General features: G+C 68.4%; 14 protein-coding genes. 8 read left to right on the forward strand and 6 right to left on the reverse strand.

Features of this window, described 5'->3' with window-relative positions:
- The first annotated feature begins 21 nt into the window (after positions 1-21).
- The 4 genes from ABLE38_RS09415 to ABLE38_RS09430 all read left to right on the forward strand — a co-directional run bounded on the left by ABLE38_RS09415 (position 22) and on the right by ABLE38_RS09430 (position 3905).
- Entirely contained in the window at positions 22-951 is a 930-nt protein-coding gene (locus ABLE38_RS09415; RefSeq protein WP_348973893.1) for a DMT family transporter, read from the forward strand.
- Positions 951-1607 carry a COQ9 family protein gene (locus ABLE38_RS09420; protein ID WP_348974477.1) on the forward strand — a complete coding sequence of 219 codons (657 nt, stop codon included), beginning with the start codon at positions 951-953 and terminating at the stop codon, positions 1605-1607. The genes ABLE38_RS09415 and ABLE38_RS09420 overlap by 1 nt, the downstream gene beginning before the upstream one ends.
- A 178-nt stretch (positions 1608-1785) precedes the next feature.
- A complete protein-coding gene (locus ABLE38_RS09425; RefSeq protein WP_348973894.1) occupies positions 1786-2058 on the forward strand; it encodes a FeoA family protein in 273 nt (90 codons plus the stop codon).
- Positions 2055-3905, forward strand: a complete 1851-nt coding sequence (locus ABLE38_RS09430) for a ferrous iron transporter B (protein ID WP_348973895.1) — start codon at positions 2055-2057, stop codon at positions 3903-3905. Before ABLE38_RS09425 ends, ABLE38_RS09430 begins: the two co-directional genes overlap by 4 nt.
- Positions 3906-4221: 316 nt before the next feature.
- Here ABLE38_RS09430 and ABLE38_RS09435 read toward each other — a convergent pair whose 3' ends face one another.
- Positions 4222-4395 (reverse strand): DUF4169 family protein, encoded by a 174-nt coding sequence (locus ABLE38_RS09435; RefSeq protein WP_348974478.1) that lies wholly within the window; start codon positions 4393-4395, stop codon positions 4222-4224.
- Positions 4396-4437: 42 nt separating this feature from the next.
- Here ABLE38_RS09435 and ssb point away from each other — a divergent pair, with 42 nt between their 5' ends.
- Both ssb and ABLE38_RS09445 read left to right on the forward strand, forming a co-directional pair.
- Positions 4438-5007 (forward strand): single-stranded DNA-binding protein, encoded by a 570-nt coding sequence (ssb, locus tag ABLE38_RS09440; protein WP_348973896.1) that lies wholly within the window; start codon positions 4438-4440, stop codon positions 5005-5007.
- Positions 5008-5022: 15 nt separating this feature from the next.
- A complete protein-coding gene (locus ABLE38_RS09445) occupies positions 5023-5457 on the forward strand; it encodes a hypothetical protein (protein WP_348973897.1) in 435 nt (144 codons plus the stop codon).
- Here ABLE38_RS09445 and ABLE38_RS09450 read toward each other — a convergent pair.
- Genes ABLE38_RS09450 through ABLE38_RS09470 form a run of 5 tightly spaced genes read right to left on the reverse strand, consistent with a single transcriptional unit; the run spans position 5454 to position 10031 of the window.
- The gene (locus ABLE38_RS09450; protein ID WP_348973898.1) at positions 5454-6311 is read right to left on the reverse strand and encodes a pirin family protein; all 858 of its coding nucleotides are present in this window, start codon (positions 6309-6311) and stop codon (positions 5454-5456) included. The two genes, ABLE38_RS09445 and ABLE38_RS09450, sit on opposite strands and share 4 nt — an antisense overlap.
- A 1-nt stretch (position 6312) precedes the next feature.
- Positions 6313-6900, reverse strand: coding sequence for a methionine biosynthesis protein MetW (gene metW, locus ABLE38_RS09455; RefSeq protein WP_348973899.1), 588 nt, complete (start codon positions 6898-6900; stop codon positions 6313-6315).
- Positions 6897-7334 carry a GNAT family N-acetyltransferase gene (locus ABLE38_RS09460; protein ID WP_348973900.1) on the reverse strand — a complete coding sequence of 146 codons (438 nt, stop codon included), beginning with the start codon at positions 7332-7334 and terminating at the stop codon, positions 6897-6899. The genes metW and ABLE38_RS09460 overlap by 4 nt, the downstream gene beginning before the upstream one ends.
- Positions 7331-8452 carry a homoserine O-acetyltransferase gene (locus ABLE38_RS09465; protein WP_348973901.1) on the reverse strand — a complete coding sequence of 374 codons (1122 nt, stop codon included), beginning with the start codon at positions 8450-8452 and terminating at the stop codon, positions 7331-7333. Before ABLE38_RS09465 ends, ABLE38_RS09460 begins: the two co-directional genes overlap by 4 nt.
- Positions 8453-8483: 31 nt before the next feature.
- Positions 8484-10031: an NAD(P)/FAD-dependent oxidoreductase gene (locus ABLE38_RS09470; RefSeq protein ID WP_348973902.1), complete on the reverse strand. Its 1548-nt coding sequence runs from the start codon at positions 10029-10031 to the stop codon at positions 8484-8486.
- A gap of 84 nt (positions 10032-10115) precedes the next feature.
- Here ABLE38_RS09470 and hisC point away from each other — a divergent pair, with 84 nt between their 5' ends.
- Together hisC and ABLE38_RS09480 are read left to right on the forward strand one after the other, a co-directional pair.
- Complete coding sequence (gene hisC, locus ABLE38_RS09475) at positions 10116-11213, forward strand: histidinol-phosphate transaminase (protein WP_348973903.1); 1098 nt, start codon at positions 10116-10118, stop codon at positions 11211-11213.
- Positions 11213-12121 (forward strand): prephenate/arogenate dehydrogenase family protein, encoded by a 909-nt coding sequence (locus ABLE38_RS09480; RefSeq protein ID WP_348973904.1) that lies wholly within the window; start codon positions 11213-11215, stop codon positions 12119-12121. Before hisC ends, ABLE38_RS09480 begins: the two co-directional genes overlap by 1 nt.
- The last annotated feature ends 109 nt before the right edge of the window (positions 12122-12230 follow it).

Here is a 12230-nt window from a genome sequence, read left to right on the forward strand (position 1 = left end):
AATAGGAAGCTAAGGGGGCGCATGCATCGTCCCGCCGCCCCAAGAAAAGCTATTCTCGCGCAAAACGCCAATGCGTTGCCGATCGCCGCGCTGCTCGGCGGCAACATGGCGCTCGCCTTCGGGCCGTGGTTCGTCCGGCTCGCCGATGTCGGCCCGGTCGCGGCGGGCTTCTGGCGCATCGCGCTGGCGGTGCCGGTGCTGGTCGCGCTCGCCTTTGCCGGGCAGAAGAGGCCCTTCGCTGCCGCCCGCGCGCTGTGGCTGCCGATCGCGCTCGGCGGCGTCGCCTTCGCCGCGGACCTGGCGAGCTGGCATCTCGGCATCCTCAAGACCACGCTCGCCAACGCCACGCTGTTCGGCAATTCGGCGACGCTGATGTACCCGGTATACGGCTTCTTCATCGCCCGCGCCTGGCCGAGCCGGACCCAGGGGCTGGCGCTGGCGCTCGCCGCGGCGGGTGCCGCGCTGCTGCTCGGCCGCTCCTTCCAGCTTTCGCCCGAGCATCTCGCCGGCGACCTGCTCTGCCTGCTCGCCGGCACGCTCTACACCGTCTATTTCGTGCTGATGGGCAAGGCCCGCGCGGCGATGGCGCCGATCCCCGCGCTCGCGCTCTCCACGCTGGCCAGCGTGCTGCCGCTCCTCATCGCCGCGCATCTGCTCGGCGAGCAGTTCTGGCCCACGCATTGGGGCATATTGATCGGCCTGGCGCTCGCCAGCCAGGTGGTGGGGCAGGGGCTGATGATCTACGCGATCGGCCATCTCTCGCCGCTGATCGTCGGCATTGCGCTGCTCACCCAGCCGATCATCGCCGGCACGGTCGGCTGGATCGTCTATGGCGAGACGCTCGGCCCCGCCGACCTGCTCGGCGCCGTGCTCGTCGCGATCGCGCTGGTGCTGGTGCGCAGCGGCGGTCCGCGGGTTGCGCCCGAGGCGGAGGAGCCTAAACCGGCATGATGGACCTCAAGGACGCGACTCTCGACGAACTGCGCGCCGCGCTCGCGCCGCAGGTGGCGGCCAATGCCGCGTTCGACGGCTGGAACCTGCGCGCCGTCGATGCCGCCGCCGACAGTCTCGGCGTCGACCGCGACGTCGCCCATCTTGCCTTCACCGATGGCCCGGTCGCGATGATCGATGCCTGGTTCGCCGCGATCGACGCCGCGATGCTCGCCCGCTTCACCCCCGAGCAGCTTGGCGGCATGAAGATCCGCGCGCGCATCACCGCCTTGGTCGAGGCCCGGCTCGATCTCGCCGCCCCCCACCGCGACGCGCTGCGCCGCGCGCTCGCCATCCTCGCCATGCCGCAGAACGCGGTGCGTGGCGCCCAGCTTGGCTGGCGCGCGGCCGACGCGATGTGGCGCGCCGCCGGCGACACCGCGACCGACTATAACCATTACAGCAAGCGCACCACGCTCGGCGCCGTCTATGCCGCGACGATCGCGGTCTTCCTCGACGACGAGAGCGAGGGCCAGGCCGATACCCGCGCCTTCCTCGCCCGCCGGATCGAGAACATCATGCAGTTCGAGCGCGCCAAGGCGAAATGGCTGACCCCGCCCGAGCATCGCTTCAGCCTGTCGCGCTTCATCGGCCGCCTGCGCTACCCGGCGGTCTGAATTTCCCTCTCCCATTGGGAGAGGGAAGGGGCCCGCGCGCGAAGCGCGTGGGAAGGGTGAGGGTGACTCATCCTGCGACCCTCACCTTTCCGCGCCTTCGGCGCTCCCTCCCTCTCCCAATGGAAGAGGGATTGAAGGTACTGGCGCCAGCTCCCCGCAATTGATAATGACTCGCAGCATGAATGCCCCCGCTGTGATTCCCGTGCCCATTCCGCTCGCCAGCCTGCCCCGCCACAAGCCCGGCGCCGTCGCGACGGTCGACTGGAGCAAGCTGAGCGAGCCCGAGAGCCGGCGCCTGCGCGAGCTGGGGCTCGATGAGGGCGTCGAGGTCGAGCTGCTCCACAAGTCGGGGCTGCTCGGCGGCGGCCCGATCGCCTGCCGGATCGGCCGGATGATCGTCGCGCTGCGCCGACACGTCGCCGGCGCCATCCTCGTCAGTCCCGGCGCATGAACGCCGCCCCGCTGATCGCGCTGGTCGGCAATCCCAATGCCGGCAAGAGCGCGCTGTTCAATGCGCTGACCGGCGCGCGCCAGAAGGTCGGCAACTATCCCGGCGTCACTGTCGAGCGCCATGCCGGCCGGCTGGCGCTGCCCGATGGCCGCCCGGTCGAGCTGCTCGACCTGCCGGGCACCTACAGCCTCGATCCCTCCAGCCCGGACGAAGCGGTCACCCGCGACGTGCTGTTCGGCAAGCAGGAAGGCGAGCGGCTGCCCGACGGGATCATCGTCGTCGTCGACGCCACCAATCTCGACAATCACCTGCGCTTCACGCTCCAGCTCGCTGCGCTCGGCCTGCCGATGGTGGTCGCGCTCAACATGGTCGACATGGCCGAGCGCGACGGGCTGGTGCTCGATGCCGAAGCGCTCGAGCGTGAGCTCGGCGTGCCGGTGGTCGCCACCGTCGCGGTGCGCAAGCGCGGCCTCGATGCGCTGAAGGAGCGGCTCGGCGAGGTCATCAAGGGCAATCACAAGCTGCGCGAGGGCGCCGGCGTCCAGCACGATATCGTCGTCCTCCAGCGTCGCGCCCGCCAGATCGCCACCGCGGTCACCGTCTCGGAGACCGCGGCTCGCCGCTGGACGCACCGGATCGATGCGGTGGTGCTCCACCCGGTCGCCGGCCCGGTCATCCTGCTCGCGCTGATGTTCGTCATGTTCCAGTCGGTCTTCACGCTGGCGACGGCGCCGATGGACTGGATCACCGCCGGCATGGGCTGGATCTCGGATAGCGTCGCGGGCGCGCTGCCTGCCGGCTTCGTCCGCGATTTCCTCGTCCAGGGCCTGATCGCCGGTGTCGGTGCGGTCGTCGTCTTCCTGCCGCAGATCCTGATCCTGTTTGCCTTCATCCTGGTGCTAGAGGCGACCGGATACATGGTCCGCGCGGCGATGCTGATGGACCGGGTGATGGCGAGCGTCGGCCTGTCGGGCCGCGCCTTCATTCCGCTGCTCTCCAGCTTCGCCTGCGCCGTGCCCGGCATCATGGCGACGCGCACGATCGCCGACGAGAAGGACCGGCTGACGACGATCCTGATCGCGCCCTTGATGACCTGCTCGGCCCGCCTGCCGGTCTATGCGATCATCATCGGCGCGCTGATCCCGGAGCGCGCGGTGCTGCCGGGCGTCGGGCTGCAGGGACTGGTGCTGTTCGGGCTCTATATCCTCGGCATCGTCGGCGCCTTCTGCGCGGCGCTGATCCTGCGCCATACGGTCACCAAGGGCGCGACCTCGGGCTTCATGATGGAGATGCCGAAGTACCAGATGCCGCGGCTGAACGACGTGCTGCTCGGCCTGTGGCAGCGCGCGCTGATCTTCCTCAAGCGCGCCGGCACCACCATCGCCGCCACGGTGGCGATCCTCTGGTTGCTCGCCACCTTCCCCCAGGCGCCCGCCGGGCAGAAGCAGAGCGAATATTCGATCGCCGGCCGCATCGCGAGCGGGATCGAAGTCGTGGTCAAGCCGATCGGCTTCAATCATGACATCTCGCTGGCGCTGCTGCCGGCGATGGCGGCACGCGAAGCAGCCGTCGCGGCGATCGGCACCGTCTATGCGGTCGACAATCCCGACGACGCCCAGGGCGAGGCGACGATCACCGACAATCTGCGCAAGCGCTGGACGCTGCCGACCGCGCTTGCCTTCCTGATGTGGTTCGTCTTCGCGCCGCAATGCATCTCGACGATCGCGGTGACGCGGCGCGAGACCAATGGCTGGAAATGGCCGCTGTTCATGATCGGCTATCTCTTCGCGCTCGCCTATGTCTCGGCGGGGCTCACCTATTGGAGCGCAGTGGCGCTGGGGCTCTGATCTCCCGCAGTTGATCCCCGGCGAAAGCCGGGGCCCAGGGTTTCTCTGCCGCGTCGCTCGCGACCCTGGGCTCGGCCTGCGCCATAGAACAAAAGGGATACATTTCCCTTGCAATGTTGGACCGCGCGTGCTTGGCTCGCCCGGTCCGGGAACCATCCCGGCCGCTCTTTGCACCGGTTGGAGGAATAGGATCACGCCAGCGCAATAATCTTGCGAGATGCGGCGCGTTTGCGGGAATTGTGTCAATCTAAGGCGCCGCGAAACGCGCCAATGGCGTGAACTTTGTGAACTTCCGATCCTGCGCTGTTGGACGGGCTCAGTCGCGCTTCGCGTCGTCGATCGTCCGGGCGATCCGCGCCGCCTCGGCGGCCTCGGCCTGCTTCTCGGCCTTGGTGCGGCCGAAGCGCGCGCGATTTTCCTGTGCACGAACCGTCTTGTCGGTGCGTGCCTTGGCTTTGCGCGCCTTGTTCAGGTTGATGATCTCGGCCATATCGTCTGGCCACACGAATAGAGAATAAGAAGCGGAGTTTCCATGGCGGGCAGCGTCAACAAGGTCATCCTGGTCGGCAATCTCGGGCGCGACCCCGAGAGCCGCAGCTTCCAGAACGGCGGCAAGGTCGTCGAGCTGCGCATCGCCACGTCCGAAAGCTGGAAGGACCGCAACTCGGGCGAGCGCAAGGAAAAGACCGAGTGGCACACGGTCAAGGTCTTCAACGAAGGCCTTGCCAATGTCGCCGAGCGCTATCTGCGCAAGGGCAGCAAGGTCTATATCGAAGGCGCGCTGACCACCCGGAAGTGGCAGGATGCGCAGGGCCAGGACCGCTACTCGACCGAGATCGTGCTCCAGGGCTTCAACTCGGTGCTGACCATGCTCGACGGCGCGCCAGGGGCCGGCGGCGGTGCTGGCGGCGGCCGTTCCTCGGGCGGCGACGATTGGGGTGCCAGCGGCGGCGGCGACGAGTTCGCCGGCCAGTCCTCGAGCCGCGGCGGCGGCAATTTCAACAGCGGCGGCCAGCGCTCGGGCGGCGCCGGCGCGGGCGGCGGCAACAATAACTTCGGTGGCGGGTTCCCCGATGACCTGGACGACGACGTTCCGTTCTGATCGGGAGAAGATGCGATGCGGATGGTTGTGATCGGGCTGGCATTGCTGGCTGCGGGCTGTGGCGGCCCCAAGACGACCGACGACCCCGCCGCGCAGAATGTGATCGACGCGACGTCGAAGGGCGTGCCCGCCAAGGTCGCGGCGGGCACCTGCAACGACAAGCCCGATTGGGTGCCGATCTTCAAGGAAGCCAAGATCATCAGCTGCACGAGCGGCGATGGCGCGGTGACCGGCAAGCGCAGCGGCACGGTGATCTACACCGATTTCGGCTCGCCCTCGAGCGTGCTCGCCTGGTCGAAGCAGCAGGCGATCGCCCAGGGCCTGTCGCTCAGCATCGAGGACGGCAAGTCGTTCAGCGCCGCCCAGGGCGACACGCGCACGCTCAAGGTGACGGCGGAGTCGGGAACGGCAGTCACCAACGTCACCGTCAACTGGGGCGCGGCGAACTAGGCTTCGACGATCTCGGCGACGCCGAACTTGCCGGCCTGGTAATCGAGGAACGCCTGGCGGATCTCCGCCTCGCTGTTCATTACGAACGGGCCGTGCGCGACGATCGTCTCGTCTATCGGCGCGGCATGGCCGAACAGGAAGAGCGCGGGCGCGTCGGCGGTGATCGTCACGCTGTCGCCGGGCGTGAGTTCGGCGAGATGGAAATGCGGCACCGCAGTGCCTTCCACGTGGAACATGCCCCGGCCGCCATAGAGGAACACCTCGCGGCCCGCGAGGTGGTCGAAGGTCACGCTGCCGCCGGCCTCGATCTCGACCCAGCACAGGAACACGCCGGTCAGCGAATCGACGACGCCGCTGGTCCCGCCGAAGTCGCCCGATATCAGGTGCACCGTGGCGCCGTCGGTGGCCACCGTCGGGATCGCCGCGGCCTGCGCGCCGACATAGCGCGGCGCCGTCATTTTCAGCCGGGCGGGCAGGTTCACCCAGAGCTGGAGGATCTCCATCGGTCCGCCGTCGCGCTTGAAGTCGGCCGGCGAGACCTCGGCATGGACGATCCCGCTGCCCGCAGTCATCCACTGGATGCCGCCGGCGCGGATGATGCTGGCATGGCCGGCGCTGTCGGTATGCGCCAGCTCGCCGTCGAGGATGAAGGTCACCGTCTCGAAGCCGCGATGCGGATGCGGGCCGAAGGGGAGGCCGCGATTGTTCGGCGGATAGGTCTGCGGCCCGTGATGGTTGAGGAACAGGAAGGCGCCGACATGCCCGATCGCCGGGCCCGGCACCGGCCGCCGGGTGACGAGATCGCCGATATCGTCGCGAAAGGCCGGATGGAGCCGCTTCACCGTCCGCATCATGTCACCTCCTCAGCAGGAACACGGCATGTTCGGCGAGCAGGTTCGCCATCGCCGAGGCCGTGCTCTGGTCGCCCTTCAGGAACCATGCGCCCTCGATGCGGATCCCGCGCTCTTCGACCAGCGCGCGGAAGTCGTCGATGGTCACATGGTGGATGTTGGGGGTGGCGTACCAGGCGATCGGCAGCAGCCGCGTCACCGGCATCCGCCCGCCGAACAGCAGCGAGGCCCGCACCCGCCAGTGCGCGAAATTGGGGAAGGAGACGAAGGCGTGCTTGCCGATGCGCAGCAGGTGCTCGAGCACCAGGTCCGGCCGGCGCGTGGTCTGCAGCGTCTGGCTCAGGATCGCATAGTCGAAACTGCCGTCGGGATAGTCGGCCAGGTCGGTATCGGCATCTCCCTGCACCACCGATAGGCCACGGCCCACTGCGGCGGCGACGTCGCCGGCATCGAGCTCGAGCCCGCGCGCATCGACCTGGCGCTGGTCGCGCAGCGCCGCCATCAGCGCGCCGTCGCCGCAACCGACATCGAGCACGCGGCTGCCCGCGGCGACATTGGCGGCGATCACCGCAAGGTCCGGGCGCAGCGTCATCCTGTGTAGAGATCCACCTGGTGCCGCTCCATGCAGCGCTCGGGATGCGGGATCTGGGTCCAGCCGAGCTTGGCGTAGAGCGGCTGCATGTCGCGGGTGAACAGCAGCCAGCGCCGGAGGCCGGCCAGCTCGGGATGCGCCTGTACCGCTTCGAGCATCTGCCGCGCCACGCCCTTGCCGCGATGCGCCGGCAGCACGAACACGTCTGCCAGATAGGCGAAGGTAGCATGATCGGTGATCAGCCGGGCGACGCCGACCTGCTCGTCCTTGCCGTCCTCGTCCTTGGCGAACACGCCGGCACAGAAGCTGTTCTTGATCGAAGTCTCGACGATGTGCCTGGGGATGCCCTTGGCCCAGTACGACCCGCTCAGGAACGCGTGGATCAGGTCGAGATCGAGCTCGGCCTTGTCGAACGAGATGCGATAGTCGCTCATGGCTTGCCCGCCTCCAGGAAGCCGCCCACCACCCGGTCGAGCTCGGGGCTCTCGAGCAGGAAGGCGTCATGGCCGAAGGGGGATTTGAGTTCGACGAAGCTCGCCCGCGCGCCGGCGGCGTTGAGCGCATGGACGATCGTGCGCGATTCGCTCGTCGGATAGAGCCAGTCGGTGTCGAAGCTCACCACGCAGAAGCGCGTGTCCTTGCCCTTGAACGCATCGGCGAGCAGCCCGCCATGCTCCTCGGCCAGGTCGAAATAGTCGAGCGCGCGGGTGATGTAGAGATAGGAGTTGGCGTCGAACCGGTCGACGAACGCCAGCCCCTGGTGGCGGAGGTAGCTCTCCACCTGGAAGTCGGCGTCGAAGCCGAAGGTCTTGGTCTCGCGGCTCTGCAGCTTGCGCCCGAACTTGGCGGTGAGCCCGGCCTCGGAGAGATAGGTGATGTGCGCCGCCATCCGCGCCACCGCCAGGCCGGCGACGGGCGGATCGTTCGCCTCGTAATAGTCGCCGCCATTCCACTTGGGATCTGCCATCACCGCCTGGCGGCCGACTTCGTGGAAGGCGATGTTCTGCGCCGAATGCCGCGCCGCGCTGGCGATGACCACCGCGGAGGCGACGCGCTCGGGGAAGGTCGCTGCCCAGCTAAGCGCCTGCATCCCGCCCATTGATCCGCCGACGACCGCGAACAATTTCTCGACGCCCAGATGGTCGAGCAGCATCGCCTGCGCACGCACCATGTCGCGGATGGTGATCACCGGAAAGCTCATCCCCCAGGGCTTGGCCGTGGCGGGGTTGATCGTGGCGGGCCCCGAGCTGCCGAGGCAAGAGCCGAGCACGTTCGAGCAGATCACGAAATAGCGGTCGGTATCGATCGGTTTGCCCGGCCCGACCATCCGCGTCCACCAGCCGGGCTTGCCGGTGCGCGGATGCTCGGAGGCGACATGCTGGTCGCCGGTCAGCGCATGGCAGACCAGGATCGCGTTGCCGCCATCGGCGGCGAGCGTGCCATAGGTCTCGTATCCGATGTCGACGGGCGAGAGCAGCACCCCGCCGTCGAGGCGCAGCGGCCCCGGCAGCGTTACCGAGCGGCCAGTGCCAAAGCGCGGATCGACGGACATTCCCGGTCGTTAGGGGCGCGCGCCCCGCGGTTCAAGCGACCTTGGCGTCGATCGCCTTGCCGAGGATCGCCGCCGCCGCCATCCGCCCGGTCTGCGCGGCGCCGTTCATATAGCCCGGAAAGGCATCGGAGAGGTGCTCGCCGGCGAACCAGATCCGCCCGGCATGGGGCACCTGGTTGCCGCCTTCATCCTCGACGCAGAGCAGCTTGGAGAAGCGGGTGAGCTGACCGGGGGCATAGTTGCAATAAGCGCCGAGCGTCAGGGCCTGGGCGTGCCAGTTGGTGCGGGTGAAGGGGCCGGTGGCCGCCTCGACCAGGCCGGGGATCGCCGGGGCGGCGCTGGCGGCGAAGCGCTTGGCCAGCGCGGAGGGCGCTTCGCTCTCGGCGCGGAGCACTTCGTCGCCGCCGAGGAACCAGGTCCAGACCGGCGAGATCCCGTCCTTGCGGTGGACGCTGCCGTCCCAGCCAAGCGCCCAGCCGGCGTCCGAATCGGTCTGCCACAGCTCGCCGCCGACGCCCATCGGCTGGCGCCACGGCGTCGCATTGGTGCCCGACTGGACCTTCTCGTTATAGCCCAGCTCCATCACCTCGATGAAGGCGCGCCAATCGGCGGGAAGCGGCACGCGGAAGTCGATCTGGCGGGTGAGCGGCGCGGGGACCGCGACGATCAGCGTGTCGGCCGTCTCGGCCGAGCCGTCGAGGAAATGGAGCTTGAGCCCCGGCTCGACCCGGAGCAGCCGCTTTCCAGTGGCGATCCGGTCGGCGTAGAATGCAGTCATCGCCTCGACCAGCGCCGAGCTGCCGCCCTCGATCACATAGCGCTCGTCGGCACCGCCCAGCACCTCGGCGCGCTGGCCTTCCACCGTCGGCAGGTTGAAGATCAGTTCGATCGCCGAGGCGCGCTTCGGCTCGACGCCATATTCGGTGCGGCTGGTTGCCTCGAGCAATTGGCGCAGCCAGGGCGCGCGGATCAGCGCCGCATACTTGTCGAGATAATCGTGGATCGACATCCGATCGAGATCGGGCGCCACCCGCGCCTGGTCCTTGTCGAGCCGGTCGGCATCCTTGCCGATCTGCGCGGCGATGGGGCGAAGCGCCTCGGCGAGCTCGTCATCGGTGACGAGACGGCCATTCGCCAGGATCAGCGTGTCGTGCGGCTCGCCCTTGCGGTCGACCAGCGCGATGCCGAAGCGCTTGAGCAGCGCGTGCATGTCGTAGTGATCGGTGTTGACCAGCTGGCCGCCGGCCTCGAACGTCCAGTCGCCGGCCTTGTGGGTGTACATCCGCCCGCCGGTGCGACCCCGGCCTTCGTAAAGAAACGCATCGACGCCCGCAGCGCGCAGATGGTGGAGCGCGGTGAGCCCGGCGATGCCGCCGCCGATGATCGCCACGCGTCCGTTCGGCCTCGCCATGGCCGGGCGGGGCAGGGCGCCGGCGAGCGGTGCCGCGGCCATCGCCTTGAGCACGCCGCGCCGCGTGGCGCCGCTTGCGCCCTTGACCGGCATCGCCTCGCCAATCGCTGCCAGATTGCGTCTGCGCGCCGCTTCCAGCGCGCGCCAGACGATCCCGTTCCCCCGCATTGCCCCTCCGTGGCTCCCTTTAACCATGAAGCACTAAAGCGCGACCCTTGCCATCCGGTAACCATTCCGCCAAGCCGCGCGACCATGACCGCACCAGTTCCCAAGCCCTGGATCATGGAAATCGCCCCCTATGTGCCGGGGCGCTCCACCACCGATGACGGCCGCAAGGTGACCAAGCTCTCGTCCAACGAGAACCCGCTCGGCACCTCGCAAAAGGCGCGCGACGCGTTCCTTACCGCCGCGACCAGCCTCGAGCGCTATCCCGACGCCAGCGCCGTCGAGCTGCGCGAGACGATCGCGGCCAAATACGGCCTCGATCCCGCCCGCATCATCTATGGCAATGGCTCGGACGAGGTTCTCCACCTCGCCGCCGGCGCGTTTGCCGGGCCGGGCGACGAGATCATCTACGTCCATTACGGCTTCACCGTATACCCGATCGCCACCCGCCGCGTCGGCGCGATCCCCGTCGTGGCGCCCGACAAGGATTATGCGACCGACGTCGATGCGATCCTCGCCTCGGTGACCGACAAGACCAAGATCGTCTTCGTCGCCAACCCCAACAACCCGACCGGCACCTATGCGCCGCGCGCGGAGATACTGCGCCTCCATGCCGGGCTGCCGAGCGACGTGCTGCTCGTGCTCGACCATGCCTATGCCGAATATATCGAAGGCGATGACGATGACGGCGGCATGGAGCTGGCCCGCACCGCGCCCAACGTGCTGGTGACGCGCACCTTCTCCAAGATGTACGGCCTCGCCGCCGAGCGGATCGGCTGGGGCTATGCCTCGGCGCCGATCATCGAGGCGATGCACCGCATCCGCCTGCCCTTCTCGATCACCATCGCGGGCACCGCGGCAGCGGTCGCGGCGCTGGGCGACGAGGACTTCGTCGCGCACACCAAGGCGCACAATGCGCAGTGGCGCCGCTGGTTCGCCGACGAGATCGCCAAGCTGGGCAACAAGGGCCTGCGCGCCGTGCCGAGCCAGGCGAACTTCGTGCTCGTGCTGTTCGAAGGCCAGCTCACCGCCGAGGCGGCGTACAAGGGCCTGATGGACGCCGGCTATATCGTCCGCTGGCTGCCCGGCCAGGGCCTGCCGCACGGCCTGCGCATCACCATCGGCACCGAGGAAGAGACGCGCGGCGTCATCGCTTCGCTGCGTAGCCTGGCGGGCGAGGACTGATGCTCCCCTTCGCGCGGGTCACGATCATCGGGCTGGGCCTGATCGGCTCGTCGATCGCGCGCGCGGTGCGCCAGCACATGCCGAGCGTGCGGGTGACCGGCTATGATGCCGATCCGGCGGTGCGCGAGACCGCGGTGCGGATCGACCTGTGCGACGACATCGCCGATACCGCCGGCACCGCGGCGATCGATGCCGACTTCGTCATCCTCTGCGTGCCCGTCGGCGCGATGGGCGCGGCGGCGGCGGACCTGGCCGCGGACCTGGCCAGTGACGCGATCGTCAGCGATGTCGGCTCGTGCAAGGAAAGCGTGGTCGAGGCGGTGCGCGCCGCGCTTCCCGATGCAGTGTTCGTCCCCGCGCATCCGGTGGCCGGCACCGAGAATAGCGGACCCGAGGCCGGCTTCGCGACGCTGTTCCACGGCCGCTGGTGCATTGTCACCCCGGTCGAGGGCACCGACGAACTCGCGATCGAGCGCGTCCGCGAATTCTGGAAGCGCATCGGCGCCCAGGTAGAGACGATGGCGCCCGACCATCACGACCGCGTCCTCGCCGTCACCAGCCATTTGCCGCACCTCATCGCCTATACGATCGTCGGCACCGCATCGGACATGGAGGAAGTCACCCAGTCCGAAGTGATCAAATATTCGGCCGGCGGCTTCCGCGACTTCACCCGCATCGCGGCGTCGGACCCGACGATGTGGCGCGACGTGTTCCTGGCGAACAAGGAAGCGGTGCTCGACATGCTCCAGCGCTTCTCCGAGGATCTGACCGCGCTCCAGCGTGCGATCCGCTGGGGCAAGGGCGACGAGCTGTTCGAGCTGTTCAGCCGCACCCGCACGATCCGCCGCTCGATCATCGAGCAGGGCCAGGACGATGCCGCCCCCGATTTCGGGCGCTCGCACGACTAGGCGCGCGCTTTCCTACACCGCCATTGGCGCCGACTCGGCAAAGTGGGCAAGTTTACGCCAAGCGCGGGTTTTCCGCGGCGCTTAGGTTGACACAATTCGCGTGAACGCG

Origin of the sequence: Sphingomonas sp. KR3-1 (assembly GCF_040049295.1) — a bacterium.
In the GTDB taxonomy this organism is placed as follows: domain Bacteria; phylum Pseudomonadota; class Alphaproteobacteria; order Sphingomonadales; family Sphingomonadaceae; genus Sphingomonas.